The following is an 18,074-nucleotide window of genomic DNA, read 5'->3' as shown; positions in this document are numbered from 1 at the left end:
AGAAAAGCCCTCCTTCATGCAGGAGGGCTTTTCATGATGCCATCACCACGTTAATCATGCTCTATAAGCCATGTTCTGTACCTTCGTACTGCAAGCGGCTTTGCGCCTCGTACTCCGGCGGTAATCATCTATCTACAGGCTGCATGCGCCGCCTGTCCTTCCCTCCGTTCATTTCCTTCGGGAAGGTGCCCCTACCATCATTTGGGTTTCTCGCTCGTGGGGTTTACCGCGTTCCACCTCTAAGGTTTCCCTTAGAGCTCCGTCACTGTGGCACTTTCAGGGTAATCGAACCATATCCCGAGCCGGGACGTAGGTTCTTTCCCCGCCGTCAGCCCAGCCGAAGCCAGGCTGCCCTAGCTTATGGATTCGCTAGGCACGAACACTACGGGCATCTCAGCACCGTGCGAGCATGGACTTTCCTCTACGGCCGAAACCGGCCGCAGCGATTACCCGAGCATGATTAACGCTGCGAGCATCTTACAGTATAGCTGATCTTGGTGTGAGAATCAAGAAGAAAAAATTAGAAATCCCTGCATCAACTTCGCCCTGCCGGCTGGTTATTCATACAGTTTCCGGCCAAACACATGCTTTTCTAAGTTGGAAAGGCGCTGCAAAATGTCGTAGTTCGTCGTTCCCGCCGACATCGCCGGCCGTTTTTGAAGCTCCTCGACTTGCCGCTTCAGCCGGGCGTTTTCCTGGCGCAACTCGTCAATTTCTTGCTGAAATGCTTCATAATCTTTAATAATGAGATCCAAAAATTGATCCACTTCGTCTTGGTTGTACCCCCGTATGCTTACCTTAAATTCCTTTTCTAAAATGTCTTTCGGCGTTAGTTTTACGCGATTGGCTGACATGGCTTTTCACCTCAATCCGCATTCAACGATCATCTTCTCTTTATTTTTTCAGAAATTCAGCCGGTTGTCAATTGACGGTTGGCTTGCCGCATCGATCGGGAAGCCGCATGGCGCCCACGCAGACTTCCCGGCGGCGCCGAAACGCCGTCCTCCCGCCCAAACGCCGCCGGCTGCCGGCGTTTTCCATCCGTAAAAAAACAGAAGCCGACAAAGCGGCTTCTGTTTTTGGCCCTTACTATCGCAGCGGAAACGGCGGAAATGGCATCGGTCCCGGACCCGGGCAGTACAGATGGCGATTGGCAGCCTGAGCCACCGCCGATTCCGTATGCGGGAAATAATGTTGATGTTCATACAGGTGATGATAAACATGCATCGTATGCGATGGATGGATATGCGGCACAATCGTTGCTTCGAAATGATGCAAAACGTTGCAACGAGGCGGATGAACGATCGGCGCCGTTACATTCGGCAGGCAATGCATCATATTCCTCTCCTTTCATCAATTTAGGCTGTTGCTTGACAATACTAGCCTATGATGAACGGAGTGGACTCGTACTAGTATAAACACCCATTTTGAAGAGCCATTCGCGCCAACAATCTACCAGCTCTCTCGCTCCGGTGCTTCGGACGTTTTGGCATAGTCATTCGTCTTTTTGAATCCGTTATGCGGCGCCGGCCTCTCTGACGTTCATTAATAGATATAATTGAACACGACAAACGTCAAACCGACGACAATAAAAAAGAGATACAAAATTTTTTTGTACATGCTCCGCATCGTCTTCTTCTCCCTGCCATCGTTTTCGTTCATTCCGATGCCATTGTACACGTTTTTTCTTTTTTCTACAAGATTCACAACAAAAAGACGAAACATTTTCGTTTTCTGTCATATTTTGCGCTTGCCAGGGAAATGGGCGAGTTCTCGTTCTCACCCGTTTTTCTTGCGTTCAAGCCGCGCGAGCCGCCTGCGCCATTCCGCTTCTTCTTTCTCGCTATGTTGTCGGCTCATCCTAGCGAGCGACCGCCACGCTTCATATGCCATAACGGCATAACGGTGCGCTTCATCAAGGTCACGGAAATAATGTTCGTACGCTTTCGCCAGCTCAAGGCCCGCTTTCATCTTCCAATAGACGCCACACTCCAATAAGTCGCGCCAAAGCGCCGCCGCCTCGTCATACCGTTTTTCCTTCCGATATAAAAGCGACAGTTGCCACTTCGCCATATGCGCTTCTTTCGCCTGCCCGGCGCCCGCCTGTTCATAGACGCCCCGCGCGGCCGCCGTCTCCCCGACCGTTTCCAACCAGCGGGCGGCGGCCAGCTGTTCGCCTGGATCGGTGAGTTGGTTTGCGTCAAGCAGCTGAATCGACAAATGAATGTATAACACGATGAGCGACAACACGTCTTGCTCATTATGGCGCAAAACGGGCATGATCCGGTCGGGATGGGGCGTTTGCAAAAACGCTTGGTACATCATCGGCGCCAAAAAACCGGGCACATCATCGCCCCGCTCGACATAGAGAATGTGCCGCTCCACTTCCGAAAGGCGCAGCGAATCCAATTTGTCTTTCCATAAGCGGCGGGCGGCGTGATACAAATCAAAATGACCGAACGCGGGCAGCTTCGGCACCATGTCACGGACAAGGGCATGGCGCGTTTTCAGCCGCGGCCAGTCGAACGCTTTTCCATTGTACGTAACAAGCGTCGTATAGTTGACATCAGATAAGAAACTTTGATACAGCGCCACTTCCGCTCCGGGATGCGGCAAAAAATGCTGGCGGACGATGACGCAATCGCCGGCAAAGCGGGCATGGCCGAGCAAAAACATGACATTTCCCGCTCCGCTTGAAAGCCCCATCGTCTCCGTGTCAAAAAAGAATAAGTCGCTAACGGCAAACCCGCGGCACGAGAGCGGGTGGGAAAACGGCGCCTCCTGCCAGCGCCGGTGCACCTCATAAAACGCGCCGAGCCGATAGCGGCCGTGCTGATAGTCAAGCGGATACACCGTTTCCCGAATGAGGCAGTAATCGCCGGCAAACCAATACGGCTTGGCGCCGTACTCCCGCCAAACGTCGGCATACGGCACGTCCGTCACAGGTCGTCCGTCCGGTTTCTCCTCTTCTTTTTCTTCATCGTTCTCCTTTTTATGCCGGGCGGCAAGCAATTCTTTCCATTGCGACAGCTTTGGCTTCATCCGTCTCGCCCTTCCTTTCCGTCCAGTCTCGATGACCGGGAAGCTGCGCCGCAGGGCGCGGTTGGCGCTAAGCCGAGGAACCGCTCCGCACAGCGAGCTGTTCAGCTAAAAACTGCACCAATTCACGCTTGACCGGCATCCCTGCCGCATCAAGAGCACCGATGCACGATGGACAGCCATCCGCACACGGACAGCGCTCCACCCACTCTTTCACTTTCGCCAGCATTTGTTCATACCGCTCAAACAGCGCTTCCGATAAACCGATGCCGCCCGGATAGCGGTCATAAAGGAAAATGGTCGGCCGTCCGGAGTGCGGCGCCTTCAGCTGCGGCACAACATGAATATCCGAGCGGTCGCACATGACAAACATCGGCACGAGATGGCCAAGCACGTTGGCGATGCCCACCAGAATGTGCTCAAACAACGCCGGGGAAAACCGCGGCGGCACTTCCATCCATTCGAGCCATGCCGCCGACGTATGAAGCGTTTCTTCCGGCAGGCGGATCGGCCCCCATCCAATGTTTTCAAACGTCGACAGTTTCAACTTTTTAAACATCGTCGCCATCGCCCGGACCGATACATCGCCGTACTTGACGGCCATCGCTCCTCGTTCGGCAGTACGGTCTTCAGACAGCACTTCAAGCTGCACGGCCAGATTGGCATCGGTGAAATATTCGACATCCACTTGACGGACGTACGCTTTTTTCTCCTCCCAATCAAGCTGCTCAACTTGGTATTGCGTCCCTTCGTGCAAATAGATCGCTTCTTCATGGAGCAGCGTCATCGCGCTGAAGCGATCCATCTCACCGATGACACGATGGCGGGCGGTGTCAGAAACATCGATAATGACGACATTTTCCTGCGCCGCAGAGCGCAAACTAATGTTTTGCGCCGGAAACGCTTCGCTCATCCAATGCCAGCGGCCGCCGCGCTCATAAAGCACCCCCTGCTCAGCCAAAAAATCGAGCACTTCTTCGACCTCGACTCCGCCAAACGTCTCGCCGCGCCGAAACGGAAGCTCGTACGCGGCGCATTTAAGATGGTCGACTAAAATGAGCATATTATCCGGATTGATGCGGGCTGTTTCCGGCGAGCGGGCGAAGAAGTATTCCGGATGGGCGGCGATGTACTGGTCAAGCGGACTTGAACCGGCCACCATAATCACGAGCGAATCGCCATGGCGGCGGCCGGCGCGGCCGGCTTGCTGCCACGTGCTGGCAATCGTTCCTGGGTAGCCGGCGAGAATGCACGCCTGCAGCTGGCCGATATCAACGCCAAGCTCGAGCGCGTTTGTGCTGACCACCCCGATAATGTCCCCGCTGCGCAGCCCCTTTTCAATCGCGCGCCGTTCGTTCGGCAAGTAGCCGCCGCGGTAGCCGCGGACCATCGTTTCCCCAATCCGCCCCTTCACCGCCGCCTGCAAATGGCTTAAGATAAGTTCGGCGCGGACGCGGCTGCGGGCGAACACAATCGTCGGAATGTGGTTGCGTAAAAGCTGCCGCGCCAGTTCGACCGCCGTTTTCGTCGCACTTTGACGGACGTTCATCGTCCGCTCGACGACCGGCGGATTGTAAAACACGATATGTTTCCGTCCGCGCGGCGCCCCGTTGTTGTCAATCAGCGCCACCGGTTCGCCAATCAGCCGCTCAGCCAACTCCTGCGGATTGGCGATCGTCGCCGAGGTGCAAATAAATGCCGGCCGGCTGCCGTAAAAGGCGCAAATCCGCTTTAGGCGGCGGATGACGTTCGCGACATGGCTGCCGAACACGCCGCGGTATGTATGCAGTTCGTCGATGACGACGTAGCGCAACTGTTCAAACAGCGACATCCATTTCGTATGGTGCGGCAAAATGGCGGTATGGAGCATGTCCGGGTTGGTGATGACAATATGGCCGGCCTGGCGGATTTTTTGCCGCAGCGCCGGCGCCGTATCGCCGTCGTATGTATAGCTGTAAATCGGCGTTCCCATCTCGGCGATGATTTCATGTAATTCGTTTTTTTGATCTTGGGCGAGCGCCTTGGTCGGAAATAAGTAAAGAGCGCGGCTTTCCGGCGCCTCCGCGATCGCTTGCAGCACAGGCAAATTGTAGCAGAGCGTTTTGCCGGATGCCGTCGGCGTCACGGCGACGATGTTCCGCCCGCTTCGCACCGCCTCATACGCTGACGCCTGGTGCGTGTAAAGCGAGGCGATGCCGCGCGCTTCAAGCGCCGCGCGCAGCCGCGGATTCAATTCGGTCGGAAACGGAACTGTGTCGGCTTCTTTTGGCTCAATTTCATGCCAATGAACGACGTTCGGGTCCTGACGAAGCTGTTCGATCCACTCGGAAAGCGTCTGTTTGTTCACGTTGCCAATCACCTCGTTTCTATTTTACATGCATCATTGCCGTTTGCACTAGCAAAACGCGGCGAAAAGCGGGAGGCTTTCGGGAAGCGAAGCGCAACACGGCTCGGCTGCATGCCCTTCCGTCCGCCATGCCCAGCCGGCCGTTCGCGCCGCAAAACAAAACGCCCAGCCGTTACGGCTGGACGGAATGAATCGGCCGATGGCCGAGCCGGGCGGAGAGTTCTTTGCCGATTTGGCGCATGCGCGCAGCAAGCCTCATGATGCGGTCATCCGTCATGCGGATCGTCGGGCCGGAAACGCTGACGGCGGCGACAACGTTTCCTGTATAGTCGAAAATCGGCACCGCGACGCAGCGGATGCCATATTCATTTTCTTCCAGGTCAAGCGCATATCCGTTTTGCCGAATGGTGTCAAGCTCGCGGAAAAACGCCTCGCGGTCGGTGATCGTCCAATCGGTATGTCTGGGCAACCCTTTCCGGTCGATGATCTCGGCGGCGACAGCCGGCGGCAAGCTGGCTAAAATCGCCTTGCCAACGGCCGTGCAATGCATTGGCGCCCGCTTGCCGACTTTCGAATGCATGCGCAGCGTTTCCGTTCCTTCCAATTTTTCAATATAAATGACTTCCCCTTGGTCATAGACGACGAGATGGACCACTTCGTTCGTCTCTTTCTCGAGCTGGCGCAAATACGGACGCGCCTCTTGGCGCAAATCAATCGAGTCAAGCAGTTTCGAGCTGATTTCCAAAAACTTGTAGCCAAGCTTGTACCGCTCTGTTTCCGGATGCTGCTCGATGTAGCCGTATTGGGCGAGCGTCGTTAAAATGCGGTAGACGGAACTTTTGTTAATGTCCATTTGTTTCGCGATTTCCGTCACGCCTAGCCCGTCTTTTTTCGCACTGACGATGTCAATAATTTGCAACGCCCGACTTACAGATTTCACTATATTTTCTTTTTCCATTGCCTTCACCTCAATTTGTTCTCTCCGCCCGCTATTATACACGAACGACCGAGCGTTTGCAGGCAGGCAAAACCGAATCCCGCAAACGCACCGTCCGGCAGCAATGGGGCATGCGCGCCCCCCTTCGCTGGCAGCAAACCCTCATCTTTACGAAGCGGAAACAGCCGGCGCTTTGGCGGCGACAAACGTATTGCGAAGCGTGCCGATGCCGTCCACTTCACATTCAATGACTGTTCCCGGGCCGACCAGCTCAGCGCCGACCGGGCTTCCGGTTAAAATGACATCGCCCGGCTGCAGCGTCATAACATGGGACAAATAGGAGATCATTTTGCTGATCGAAATGATCATGAGCTCTGTCGGGCTGTTTTGTTTTTCGACGCCGTTCACGCGCGCTTTCACCGACACCGACAGCGGGTCAAGCTCCGTTTCAATAACCGGGCCGAGCGGCGTGAACGTATCAAACGATTTTCCAACCGTCCAATGTCCATCAGGATGGAAAAATTGCGGCGCGGTGACGTCATTGGCGACCGTATAGCCGAAAATATGCGCCCAGACATCTTCTTCGCTCACGCATTTCGCCTGTTTGCCGATGACAACGGCCAGTTCCGATTCGAATTTGACCTCGCGCACGCCGGCGGGAATGACGATATCCGCTTCCGGGCCGATGACCGATGAGGACGGTTTAAAGAAAAAGACGGGGATGTCCGGAAGCTCCGCCGGCCGTTGCTCGCTTGACGCCACATAGTTGGCGCCGATGCCGATCACATGGCGCGGCACAAGCGGCGCTGCGAATGCAACGTCATCACAACGAAACACGCTTCCTGTATAGTCCCACTCACCAAACACATCACCTTCGATTTCACGGACGACTTCGCCGCTTACAACACCGGTGTGAACCGTCCCATCAACGAAAAAACGAGCAAATTTCATCGACAAGTCACCCCTCTCTGACGCGATTTTTCTCCTCATGCTTCGTAATGTTCCGCGCCACCCCGGTCTCCATCGCTGCACGCGCGACGGCGGAAGCGACTGCTGCGACGACGCGCTGGTCAAACGGGTTCGGAATGACGTACTCCTCGCTTAACTCTTCCGGCTGGATGAGCCCGGCGATGGCGTCGGCCGCCGCTATTTTCATCGCCTCATTGATTTCTCGCGCCCGCACATCGAGCGCGCCGCGGAAGACGCCGGGGAAGGCAAGCACATTGTTCACTTGGTTCGGCAAATCCGACCGGCCGGTTGCCACGATGGCGGCGCCGGCGGTCTTTGCCTCATCCGGCATAATTTCCGGCACCGGATTGGCAAGCGCAAACACGATCGCGCCGCGGTTCATTGTTCGGACCATCGCCGGCGTCAACGCGCCGGCAGCCGAAACGCCGATAAATACATCGGCGCCCTTGATCACATCAGCGAGCGTTCCCGCCAGGCGCTCCCTGTTTGTTTGTTTCGCCAAGTCTTCTTTTAGCGCGTTCATGCCGTGCAGACGACCTTCGTAAATGGCCCCTTTCGTGTCGCACATAATGAGGTCGCCGACTCCCATCGACAGCAGCAGCTTGGCAATCGCCACCCCGGCCGCTCCGGCGCCGTTGATGACGACCCGGCAATCGGTGAGCCGCTTGCCGACCACTTTCAACGCGTTCGTCAGCCCGGCAGCCACGACGATCGCTGTGCCATGCTGATCATCATGGAACACCGGAATTTCCATTTCCTGGCGCAGCCGCTCCTCAATCATAAAGCAGGCCGGCGCCGCGATATCTTCCAAATTGATGCCCCCAAACGTCGGTTCGAGCAGTTTGACGGCTTGGACAAACTCATCCGGGTCTTCCGTGTCGAGACAAAGCGGCACGGCGTCAATGCCGGCGAACGCTTTAAACAAGGCGGCTTTCCCCTCCATCACCGGAAGCGCCGCCCGCGCGCCGATATTGCCAAGCCCAAGCACAGCGGTGCCGTTTGAGACAACGGCAACGAAATTGCCTTTTACCGTGTAATGATAAATCTCCTCTTGATTGGCGGAAATTTCTTTGCACGGCTCTGCCACACCTGGCGAATAAATGACGCTTAAGTCATTCATATCAACGACCGGCACTTTCAGCTCGACGGACAATTTTCCTTTTGCCTGCCGATGGACAAGCAATGCTTTTTCCCTTAACTGTTCCATATCCAATTCCTGGCTACTAACCTGAGCTCGTCTTCTCGTGCCGCCTTTTTGGCTGCGTTCGGTTCCGCAACCGGCCAGTAGCAACTAGGAGCGGCCTCCCTTCTCATTATTTATTGAATTTTCTGATTTATAATTCATATAAGGAAGGAACAAGAGCGATGCCGCCCTTGCCCCTCGATTCCGGCGTTGGCTTATGGCTGCACAGCCGCAAATTTTGCTTTCGCTTCTTGGCGGCGGCGGTGCAAAATCGGCTCGGTATAGCCGTTTGGCTGTTCATAGCCTAGGAACACGAGGTCGCACGCCGCTTGGAACGCCACCGAATCATCGTAGTTCGGCGCCATCGGCCGATAGTTCGGATCGCCGGCATTTTGCTCGTCGACGACTTTCGCCATTCGCTTAAGCGCTTCAAGCACTTGCTCTTTCGTGCAAATGCCATGGTGGAGCCAGTTGGCGAGAATTTGGCTCGAAATGCGGAGCGTCGCCCGGTCTTCCATCAGCCCAATGTTATGGATGTCCGGCACTTTCGAGCAGCCGATTCCTTGATCGACCCAGCGGACGACATAACCTAAAATGCTCTGGCAGTTGTTGTCGATTTCTTCTTGAATTTCCTCTGCCGTCCATTGCGGGTTGTCGACAACCGGAATTTGCAAAATGTCATCGCGATAGTCGGCCCGCTCGTTCGCCAGCTCGCTTTGCACAGCCGCGACGTTCACTTGATGGTAATGAAGCGCATGGAGCGTAGCCGCCGTCGGTGACGGCACCCATGCCGTGTTGGCGCCCGCTTTCAGCTGCGCCCCTTTTTGCTTCAGCATTTCGGCCATCAAATCCGGCATCGCCCACATCCCTTTGCCGATTTGCGCCCGGCCGCGGAAGCCGGCGGCAAGCCCAACGGCAACGTTCGATTTTTCATACGCCTGCAGCCAAGTCGATGATTTCATCTCGTTTTTGCGCAGCATCGGCCCTGCTTCCATCGATGTATGAATCTCGTCGCCCGTCCGGTCGAGGAAGCCGGTGTTGATGAAGACGATGCGGTCGCGCACTTGGTAGATGCAGTTTTTCAAGTTGAGCGACGTCCGCCGCTCTTCATCCATGACGCCGATTTTGATCGTGTTCCGCTCGAGGCCGAGCATGTCTTCGACGCGGTCAAACAGCTCATTGGCAAACGCCACTTCCGCCGATCCGTGCATTTTCGGCTTGACGATGTAAATCGAGCCTTTGCGCGAGTTCAAATAGCGCGTATTGCCGATGAGCGAGTGTTTCATGATCAAGCTCGTAATGACGGCATCGATGATCCCTTCATGCACTTCTTCGCCATTCGCATGCAAAATCGCGTTGTTCGTCATTAAGTGCCCGACGTTGCGCACGAACATAAGCGAACGGCCCGGCAGCACAAGCTTTCCGCCATCCGGCGTTTCATAGACGCGATCCGGGTTTAACGCCCGCGTCATCAGCTTGCCGTTTTTCTCAAACGTCGCCGTCAAATCGCCTTTGATGAGGCCGAACAAGTTGCGGTAGACAAGCACTTTGTCTTCGGCATCAACGGCCGCCACCGAATCTTCGCCGTCCATGATCGTTGTGACCGCCGCTTCGAGCACAATGTCTTTAATGCCGGCTTTGTCCGTTTTGCCGACCGGATGCTCGCGGTCGATTTGAATTTCAATGTGAAGACCATTGTTCTTCAGCAACACCGCTGTCGGATGTTGCGGGTCGCCTTGGAAGCCGACGAATTTTTCCGGCTCTTTCAGCCCTGTCGTCGCCCCTCCTTCAACCGTCACGACGAGCCGCCCGTCCACGACCGCGTATTGGACTGCGTCTTGATGGGAATATTCGGCAAGCGGCACCGCCTCATCCAAAAACTTCCGTCCGTAGGCGATGACTTTCGCCCCGCGCACCGGGTTGTACGATGAACCGCGTGAGGCGCCGTCTTCTTCGCTGATGGCGTCGGTGCCGTACAGCGCGTCATATAAGCTGCCCCAGCGGGCATTGGCGGCGTTCAGCGCATAGCGGGCGTTTGTGAGCGGCACGACGAGCTGCGGCCCGGCCTGCATGGCAATTTCATCATCCACATTTTCTGTCGTAATTTCGAAGTCCTCGACTTCCGGCTCCAAATAGCCGATTTCGGTTAAAAACGCTTTATACTCGTCAAAATTGAAGCGGCCGCGGTGCGCTTTATGCCACTCATTCAATTGTTGCTGGATCTCATCGCGGCGCGCCAGCAGCTCTTTGTTGCGCGGCGTCAAATCGGCGATGAGCGCGGCAAAATCGCGCCAAAACTTGTCTTGGTCGAGCCCGCTGTTCGGCAGGAGCTCCCCGTTGACAAACTCATAAAACACTTTCGCCACTTGAATCGTCCCGACTTGTACGTAATCAGCCATCGTTCGGTTCTCCCCCTTTTTGTTTCTTATTACGAAACACTGTTTCTTAATTCATCTAAAAAGATGATACCATGAAACGAAATGACTGGCAATCATTTTTGCAAAATTTTCATTTTACTGCGGACGGTATCCGTTTTGTCTCTACGCACCGCCCCGGCGTCGGAAACAGCTTGCCGGCGTTGAGCAAGTTTTTCGGGTTAAACACGTCGCGGATGGCCGTTTGCGCCAAAATTTCCTCGTCAGTGAAGATGAAGCGCATCTCTTCTCTTTTCTCAATGCCAACGCCATGTTCGCCGGTGATCGATCCGCCGACCGCTGCACACGCCTTGAGGCATTCGCTTCCGGCGGCAAGCGCCCGCTCTGTCTCCCCAGGCTTGCTCGCATCAAACAACACAAGCGGGTGCAAATTGCCGTCTCCAGCATGGAAAATATTCGCAATCCGAAGCCCGTATTTGCGGCTGATGTTGGCGATTTCGTTCAACACTTCCGGCAGCCGGCTGCGCGGAATGACGCCGTCTTGCACTAAATAATCCGGCGAAATCGCCCCCATGGCGCCAAAGCCGGTTTTCCGGTTCGCCCACCAGCGCGCCCGCTCTTCCTCTGACTGGGCGACTTTCACTTCGCGCACATGGTGGCGGCGGCAAATCGTTAAAATATCGTCGATTTGCTCGTCAATCCCGGCGGAAATGCCGTCCACTTCAATGAGCAACAGCGCGGCGATGTCTTTCGGATGGCCGACTGGAAACGCGGCCGCTTCAACCGCCTCGATGGCCGTCTGGTCCATCATCTCCAGCGCCGCCGGCACAATCCCGGCGGAAATGATGTCGGAGACGGTTTGGCTTGCATCTTCCACTTCGTCAAAATAGGCGAGCACCGTCTGTTTCGCTTCCGGATTTTTCAACAAGCGGACCGTAATTTTCGTCACGATGCCAAGCGTTCCTTCCGATCCGGTCAACAGCCCGAGCAAATCGTAGCCGGGCGGGTCGGGGACGCCGTTTGCGCCGATTTCAATCACTTCGCCGTTCGGCAGGACAACTTCAAGCCCCAAAATATGGTTCGTCGTCACCCCATATTTCAAGCAATGGGCGCCGCCGGCGTTTTCTGCGACGTTGCCGCCGATCGTGCAGCAGTATTGGCTTGACGGATCGGGCGCATAGTAGTAGCCGCGGTGGGCAACCGAGTTTGTCAATTTTAAATTGACGAACCCCGGCTCGACGACGGCGCGCCGGTTTTCCAAATCGACGTGCAAAAGCCGCTTCATCCGCGTCAGGCTGATCACGACTTCGCCGTTTAGCGGAATCGCCCCGCCGCTTAGCCCCGTGCCGGCGCCGCGGGCGAGAAACGGAAGGTCATGCTCATGGCAGTACTTGACGACCGCCGCCACTTGCTCCGTGCTGTTCGGGAATACGACCGCCCTTGGCAGATGGCGGTGGACGGTAAATCCGTCGCAGTCGTACGCCATTAAATCTTCCTTCCGGTACAAAATTGCCGTTTCGCCGACAATGCGGGCGAGCGCCTGAATGTGCGGATCGTTCGTTGCAATCAGCCGTTTTCTCATATGCGCACGTCCTTCCCTTCCTCTTTTTGATATGCCCAATCGAGCAGCTGCACCGTATGGACGATTTTTTGGCTTCGCCCGTATTTTTTCACGCCAAGCGCCATTTGCAGCATGCAGCCCGGATTGCCCATGGAAATGAGTTCCACCTCTTGCGGCACGTTTTGCATTTTGCTCTCAAGCACCGCCTGCGCCATCTCCGGATGGGTGAGGTTGTAAATCCCCGCGCTGCCGCAGCAGCGATCGGCGTTTGGCATGGCGACCATTTCCACCCCTGGAATGCTTTCAATCAAAGCGCGCGGCTCTTGGCGGATGCCCTGGCCATGGGCAAGGTGACACGCATCATGGTAGGTGAGGCGCACGTTCAGTTCGGCTTTCGGCGCTTTGAAGCCCGTGTCATGCAAAAATTTGGACACATCCTCAACTTTGGCGGCAAATTGCTCCGCCTTTTCATGCCATTCCGGGTCATCGCGGAACAATTCCGGGTACTCTTTCAACATGCAGCCGCAGCCGGCGGCGTTGACAATGACATGGTCGACGTCTCGAAACGCCTCGATGTTTTGCTTGGCGAGCTTCCGGCCCGTTTCCCGGTCGCCGGCGTGCACATGGAGCGCCCCGCAGCACGTCTGGTCCGGGACGATGACGACATCGTTGCCGTTATGGGTCAACACACGGATCGTCGCTTCGTTAATATCACTAAACATAACATCCATGACGCATCCGGTCAAAACGGCAACCGTCCGCTTCGTTTCCCCTTTCGCCTTAATGAGCGGCTGGTGTTGATACTTTTTCCGCACCGGCGTACCGACGGCCGGCAAAATCGCCTCCATTTCGGCCAAATGGTCCGGCATCACCTTGAGCAGCCCCGTTTTGCGCGCCGCCGTCTGCAAGCCGCTTTTTTGGTACCATTTCAGCAGGCGGCCGAGCCAATCGAGGCGCGACGGATGCGGAAAAATGCCTTTTAAGAAAACGTCGCTGACAAGCGCCTTCCAACCGGTGAGCGGCACCGCCTGGCGGAGCTGGCCGCGCACTTGTTCAATAAGCCCACCGACATCGACATCGGCCGGACAGGCCGTCGTGCAGGCACGGCAATCGAGGCACGTAAAAATCGGATCGAGCAAATCAGGCGTCAACTCAAGCTTTCCTTCGCCGACCGATTTCATCAAATGGACGCGGCCGCGCGGAGAGTGCTGCTCTTGGCCGGTTTGTTCATACGTCGGACACGACTCCAAGCACATGCCGCAGTGGACGCAATCAGCCCACTTGCTCGGGTCCGGCAAGTCGGGAAATCGGTAGTTGCCGAGGCTCGCGGTCGCACACGCCGGGCTGTCCGTCCGTTCATTGATTATCGTGCTCATGATTAAATCCCCCCAATAAAGCGCTGATCGTTGACCGTTTTGTTTGGATCCACTTTTCGCTTAATGCCTTCGAGCAAGAAAAAGTACGATGGCTTTCCGCCCCAAACGTCAACGCGCTGGCGCAGCGAAAATGGCAAATGTTTCACGATCGCATAGCCGCCAAGGCGAACCGCTGCCTGACGCAGCTCCTCAATGGCCGCCAACACCCCTTCTTCGCTTCCGTGTACATACACCTGGCAAAGCCCATGGCCCAATCCACCGTGCGCCTCAAGACGGACGTGGCAGCGATCAGCGATGAGAACGCTTTCCCGCAAGACGGCGAGCACATCCAAGTTGACGACGCCGATTTTCACCGCCGCTTCCACGCCGTTTTTCGCCAACGCCAGGCGCCCGTTCGGCGCCGCTGTATAAAACGCCTGCCAAAAGGCGGAAGCCTCCTCAGCAGCTAAAATGGACATTTCCGCCATTTTCGGCCGCAGCCGTTCCACCCATTGTTCTTGGTAATGGACGGCGTTTTCCACATCTTCAAACCCGATCACAAGCGTATAAACCGGCCGTCCCGTCAGCCGCTCGGAAAGCGCCGGGTTAAGCAGTTCAAAGCAAACCGGCTCCATCATCGTATCAAGGAAGGAAACCGCAAACGAGCGAATATCATGAACATCGCCGGTTGGAAATGACAATAAAACAACACTTTCATATTTTGGCAGCGGCCGGAGCTTGAGCGTGATCTCGCTCAACACGCCGAGCGTCCCCATCGCTCCAATGAACAGCTTGTTCATATCGTAGCCGGCGACGTTTTTCACGACTTTGCCGCCTGAACGGATGATCGTCCCATCTGGGTACACGATGCGCATCCCGATGACGGAATCGCGCGCCGACCCGTAGCCGAGACGCTTCGGTCCGCTGTCGTTGGCCGCAATCACTCCGCCGATCGTCGCTTCCTCCGGCCAAAACAGATCTAAGGCGACCTTTTGCCGATACGGGGCGAGCGCGCGCTGCAAATCGCCAAATTTCGTTCCTGCCTTCACGGTGACCGTCATATCAGCGGCCGCATGTTCGACAATGCCGGTATAGTGTTCCAACGACAACAAGATGTCTGCCTGTTCCCGTTGCCCGCCGAACCCCCGTTTCGTGCCGCGGCCGGCGATGACGACCTTTTTGCCTTGGCGGTCGGCATAGCGGAGCACGGCGGCGATCTCGTCTTCCGTTTGCGGATAAACGGTCGCCGCCCCGCTGTTGCCGAGGGGGTGCGGGGATTCGTTCACTTCGATTTGTCCGGGGCGCAAAAGCGCGCTTAACTCATCCAGCCATGTCAACGAGAGCATCGTTGCCCCTCCTTTGTTTCGCGATAGGAAACAATGTTTCTTTTTCATAGTTTAAAAAAATGAAACGCATCTGGCGTTTCGGCAAGGCGAACGGCTCCCTGCGCAGCGAGGGTGCCGCTACCTCTATTAAATCATTGATCATGCATTTTTTCAACGAATTTTTTGAATTCATCAACCATTTTGTTCATTCTGTCTCTTCCACTGTCACCTTGACCCGCTGTTCGAGCGGCTGGATGACCGCTGACATATCCAAATCGGCAAGGCCTGCGGCGACCGCTTCGGCAAACGCTTCTTCCGCCTGCATGCCGAGGCGGCGGCCAAGGCCGATCTCGTCCATCAACTCGTTCGCCAGGCGCACGTCCTTGTGCACATACTTCACCGCCCCGCCAGGAGTGAATTGACGCGGCAGCACGAACTGCTCCATATGGCGGCGCAGCATCCGGCTGTCTCCGTAGCTTTCTTTTAACAGCCGATACAGCTTTCCGGCATCAAGCCCATAAGCGACGCCAGCGACCATCGCTTCCGCCGCGGCGACGGAATGGACAGCAACCAAGTACTGATTGATCACTTTCGCCGCGCTGCCGGCGCCGCTTTCCCCTAAATATTCGACCGTTTTTCCCAACGCCTGAAGCAGTGGGCGCACCTGCTCCCATGCTTCTTTCGCTCCGCCGACCATGATTGTCAGCGCCCCTTGCTCCGCCCCTTCCGGACCGCCGCTTACTGGCGCATCCAAATAGGCGACGCCGCGCTCACCGGCGCGCCGGGCGACAAATCGGCTTGTTTTCGGGCCGACGGTCGTAAAATCAAGACAAATCGTCCCAGGCCGGGCCACGCTGAGGACGCCGCCTTCACCTGTATACACTTCGATGACATCATCCGGCATCGATAAACACGTGCAAATGATATCCGCCTCACCGGCCAGTTCTGCTGCTGTCACAGCCGGCCGGGCGCCGCGTTCCACCAGCGGTGCCGCTTTTTCCGGCGTGCGGTTGTACACCGTGACATTGAATCCCGCTTCAAGCAGCCGCTTCGCCATGCGCGATCCCATCACGCCCAATCCGATAAAGCCGACGCGCATCATCGTCCGCCTCCCCCTTTCATTCCGCGGTATTCCTCATACCAGGCAAAACTTTCGCTGCTTTTCCCTGATGGAATGTACTCAAGTCCAATCGCTCCATTGTAGCCTTGCTCTTGCAAAAATGCGAAAATCTCGCGATACGGAAGCGCTCCCGTCCCCGGCTCATGCCGCCCGGGGGCATCGGCAAATTGCACATGGTCAATCAATGGTTCATAGGCCGCAAACGTCGCTGTCACATCGCGCCCAAGCCGCGCCATATGGTAGATGTCGTATTGCACTTTCACATTTGCCCTGCCAAGAGCGCGAATGATGGCCACGGCTTCATCAATATCCGTTAAAAAGTAGCCCGGCATATCGAACGGATTGATCGGTTCAATCGTCAGCGTCAAACCGTGGACGCCGAGCGCAGCGGCCGCCTCATCCAAACGGCGCATGTATATTTCTTTCGCCCGTTCCCGCGGCAAATCGGCCGGAACCACTCCAGCCATGCAATGAAGACGCGGCGCGCCAAGCGCGAGCGCATAGCGCACCCCTTCCTCAAGCGCACGGCGGAAATCGTCATGACGGCCGGGAAGAATCGCCAGTCCGCGCTCCCCCTTTTCCCAATCGCCGGCCGGCAAGTTGATCGTAACGAGCGACAGCCCGTATTCCTCCAGTTCAGCGGCAACCGCCTCAGGCGCCGCAGCGTACGGAAACTGGCACTCAACGTGCGAAAACCCGTGCTGCTTCGCCTTGGCAAACCGGGCAAGAAACGGCGCTTCCGTGAAAATCGTCGAAACATTGACGGCAAACTTCATCATGAGGCCCCTTTCTTCTCCATTTCTTTCTTTTATTCGCCCCACCATTTGCCGATTCCTGCCTCACCGCGTTTCACCTTTCATGCCGTAAAAAAACAGCCGCACCATTTCGACTTGCCGCTTTGATCTGTGCCATCGTCATAGAAAAAGGGCTGCTCCTTTTGGCAGCCCTTTTTGGCACTCAATCCTCATCGCTGGCGAAAAAACGCAAAATGTAGACAAACAAATTGATGAAATCAAGGTAAATATTGACGACAATCATCGGGATATCCGCTTCCGTAAAGCCGTAGCGGGCCAAACGGTTGATGTCGTAAATCGTAAAGCCAAGGAAAATCAAAATCCCCAAAGCAGCGATGCCCATTTGCCCGACGCTGGAAAATGGAATGAACCATTGGATGATCAGCAAGCCAAGAAGCGCAAACGCGCCAAGCATCAAAAACCCGCCGAGGAACGAAAAATCTTCTTTCGTTCTCGCCGCGTAAATGGCAACGCCGGAAAACGAGACGACGGCCAGCGCAAACGCTTTGAACACCGCCGCTGCGCCGATGACGGACAAGTAATAGCCGATGAGCGGATAGAGCGTCGCCCCCGAGACAAACATAAACGCAAACATGAGCGGATAGCCGACCGCTTTTTTGCTGCGGGCGAAGATCATCACCAAAAGCAAAATGAGTTCCAAGCCATAGAGCGGCAAGTACATCCCGGCCGGCACCCATTGCCCGGCATACAGCCCTGCGGTCGCAACAGCCAGCGCCGCTAAAAAGGAAACCGCCAACTTCGCCACCGGGCTGTGCGGACCATAAACGGTCGAATGGTTCATGGCAACCCCCTCCCTCTAGAAATGTTGATTTATCAAGGCTTTTCGGCCCCTCAGGGGTGTCCAAAAAATATTTTTCGACAAAATCYCTTACATCCTTTTTCAGTTTTGTGGATATCTTACAGACCTAGGGTGCGCTTCGCGGCCACGGCTGGWYATATTTTCCTKCCRTGGGGGGAAGCGTATTCGATGCACCCTTTGGATCTCCGCGTCGCTGATGAGGACGAACCCTCCCATGTCTCCGGGCGTCTTCGCGCCAACATTCCCTCG

14 protein-coding genes and 1 other RNA gene are annotated in these 18,074 nt (G+C 55.9%); all 15 read right to left on the bottom strand.

Features of this window, described 5'->3' with window-relative positions:
* Positions 1-59: 59 nt before the first annotated feature.
* An RNA gene (rnpB, locus tag CV944_RS12715) (RNase P RNA component class B) lies at positions 60-458 on the bottom strand.
* A 99-nt stretch (positions 459-557) separates the two neighbouring features.
* Positions 558-854: a cell division regulator GpsB gene (gpsB, locus tag CV944_RS12710; RefSeq protein ID WP_100659918.1), complete on the bottom strand. Its 297-nt coding sequence runs from the start codon at positions 852-854 to the stop codon at positions 558-560.
* A 235-nt stretch (positions 855-1,089) separates the two neighbouring features.
* Positions 1,090-1,335 carry a CotD family spore coat protein gene (locus CV944_RS12700; RefSeq protein ID WP_014195684.1) on the bottom strand — a complete coding sequence of 82 codons (246 nt, stop codon included), beginning with the start codon at positions 1,333-1,335 and terminating at the stop codon, positions 1,090-1,092.
* Between the two features lie 444 nt (positions 1,336-1,779).
* Positions 1,780-3,042, bottom strand: a complete 1,263-nt coding sequence (locus CV944_RS12690) for a ribonuclease H-like domain-containing protein (RefSeq protein WP_100659917.1) — start codon at positions 3,040-3,042, stop codon at positions 1,780-1,782.
* 67 nt (positions 3,043-3,109) lie between these two features.
* The gene (locus CV944_RS12685) at positions 3,110-5,386 is read right to left on the bottom strand and encodes a DEAD/DEAH box helicase (protein ID WP_063330657.1); all 2,277 of its coding nucleotides are present in this window, start codon (positions 5,384-5,386) and stop codon (positions 3,110-3,112) included.
* 172 nt (positions 5,387-5,558) lie between these two features.
* Positions 5,559-6,344: an IclR family transcriptional regulator gene (locus CV944_RS12680; RefSeq protein WP_033009243.1), complete on the bottom strand. Its 786-nt coding sequence runs from the start codon at positions 6,342-6,344 to the stop codon at positions 5,559-5,561.
* Positions 6,345-6,491: 147 nt separating this feature from the next.
* Positions 6,492-7,274 (bottom strand): fumarylacetoacetate hydrolase family protein, encoded by a 783-nt coding sequence (locus CV944_RS12675; RefSeq protein ID WP_094238622.1) that lies wholly within the window; start codon positions 7,272-7,274, stop codon positions 6,492-6,494.
* A gap of 7 nt (positions 7,275-7,281) precedes the next feature.
* Complete coding sequence (locus CV944_RS12670; RefSeq protein WP_050368633.1) at positions 7,282-8,499, bottom strand: NAD(P)-dependent malic enzyme; 1,218 nt, start codon at positions 8,497-8,499, stop codon at positions 7,282-7,284.
* Between the two features lie 191 nt (positions 8,500-8,690).
* Positions 8,691-10,874 (bottom strand): malate synthase G, encoded by a 2,184-nt coding sequence (locus CV944_RS12665; RefSeq protein ID WP_094238620.1) that lies wholly within the window; start codon positions 10,872-10,874, stop codon positions 8,691-8,693.
* A gap of 109 nt (positions 10,875-10,983) precedes the next feature.
* Positions 10,984-12,432 carry an FAD-linked oxidase C-terminal domain-containing protein gene (locus tag CV944_RS12660; protein ID WP_100664296.1) on the bottom strand — a complete coding sequence of 483 codons (1,449 nt, stop codon included), beginning with the start codon at positions 12,430-12,432 and terminating at the stop codon, positions 10,984-10,986.
* Complete coding sequence (locus CV944_RS12655; protein ID WP_100664295.1) at positions 12,429-13,787, bottom strand: (Fe-S)-binding protein; 1,359 nt, start codon at positions 13,785-13,787, stop codon at positions 12,429-12,431. The genes CV944_RS12660 and CV944_RS12655 overlap by 4 nt, the downstream gene beginning before the upstream one ends.
* A 2-nt stretch (positions 13,788-13,789) precedes the next feature.
* Entirely contained in the window at positions 13,790-15,112 is a 1,323-nt protein-coding gene (locus CV944_RS12650) for an FAD-binding oxidoreductase (RefSeq protein ID WP_100664294.1), read from the bottom strand.
* Positions 15,113-15,296: 184 nt separating this feature from the next.
* A complete protein-coding gene (locus tag CV944_RS12640) occupies positions 15,297-16,193 on the bottom strand; it encodes an NAD(P)-dependent oxidoreductase (protein ID WP_095859299.1) in 897 nt (298 codons plus the stop codon).
* A complete protein-coding gene (gene hyi, locus CV944_RS12635; protein ID WP_100659912.1) occupies positions 16,190-16,987 on the bottom strand; it encodes a hydroxypyruvate isomerase in 798 nt (265 codons plus the stop codon). The genes CV944_RS12640 and hyi overlap by 4 nt, the downstream gene beginning before the upstream one ends.
* Before the next feature lie 181 nt (positions 16,988-17,168).
* Positions 17,169-17,807: a Bax inhibitor-1/YccA family protein gene (locus CV944_RS12630; protein ID WP_100664293.1), complete on the bottom strand. Its 639-nt coding sequence runs from the start codon at positions 17,805-17,807 to the stop codon at positions 17,169-17,171.
* Between the last annotated feature and the right edge of the window lie 267 nt (positions 17,808-18,074).

Origin of the sequence: Geobacillus sp. WSUCF-018B (assembly GCF_002809985.1) — a bacterium.
Classification (GTDB): Bacteria; Bacillota; Bacilli; order Bacillales; family Anoxybacillaceae; genus Geobacillus; species Geobacillus thermophilus.
This window is presented reverse-complemented; position numbering and strand designations above follow the sequence as displayed.

Bases quoted from the DNA above. Each gene is read 5' to 3' on its own strand.
- gpsB (WP_100659918.1), bottom strand. From the start codon at position 854: ATGTCAGCCAATCGCGTAAAACTAACGCCGAAAGACATTTTAGAAAAG.
- CV944_RS12700 (WP_014195684.1), bottom strand. From the start codon at position 1,335: ATGCATTGCCTGCCGAATGTAACGGCGCCGATCGTTCATCCGCCTCGT.
- CV944_RS12690 (WP_100659917.1), bottom strand. From the start codon at position 3,042: ATGAAGCCAAAGCTGTCGCAATGGAAAGAATTGCTTGCCGCCCGGCAT.
- CV944_RS12680 (WP_033009243.1), bottom strand. From the start codon at position 6,344: ATGGAAAAAGAAAATATAGTGAAATCTGTAAGTCGGGCGTTGCAAATT.
- CV944_RS12675 (WP_094238622.1), bottom strand. From the start codon at position 7,274: ATGAAATTTGCTCGTTTTTTCGTTGATGGGACGGTTCACACCGGTGTT.
- CV944_RS12670 (WP_050368633.1), bottom strand. From the start codon at position 8,499: ATGGAACAGTTAAGGGAAAAAGCATTGCTTGTCCATCGGCAGGCAAAA.
- CV944_RS12665 (WP_094238620.1), bottom strand. From the start codon at position 10,874: ATGGCTGATTACGTACAAGTCGGGACGATTCAAGTGGCGAAAGTGTTT.
- CV944_RS12660 (WP_100664296.1), bottom strand. From the start codon at position 12,432: ATGAGAAAACGGCTGATTGCAACGAACGATCCGCACATTCAGGCGCTC.
- CV944_RS12655 (WP_100664295.1), bottom strand. From the start codon at position 13,787: ATGAGCACGATAATCAATGAACGGACGGACAGCCCGGCGTGTGCGACC.
- CV944_RS12650 (WP_100664294.1), bottom strand. From the start codon at position 15,112: ATGCTCTCGTTGACATGGCTGGATGAGTTAAGCGCGCTTTTGCGCCCC.
- CV944_RS12640 (WP_095859299.1), bottom strand. From the start codon at position 16,193: ATGATGCGCGTCGGCTTTATCGGATTGGGCGTGATGGGATCGCGCATG.
- hyi (WP_100659912.1), bottom strand. From the start codon at position 16,987: ATGAAGTTTGCCGTCAATGTTTCGACGATTTTCACGGAAGCGCCGTTT.
- CV944_RS12630 (WP_100664293.1), bottom strand. From the start codon at position 17,807: ATGAACCATTCGACCGTTTATGGTCCGCACAGCCCGGTGGCGAAGTTG.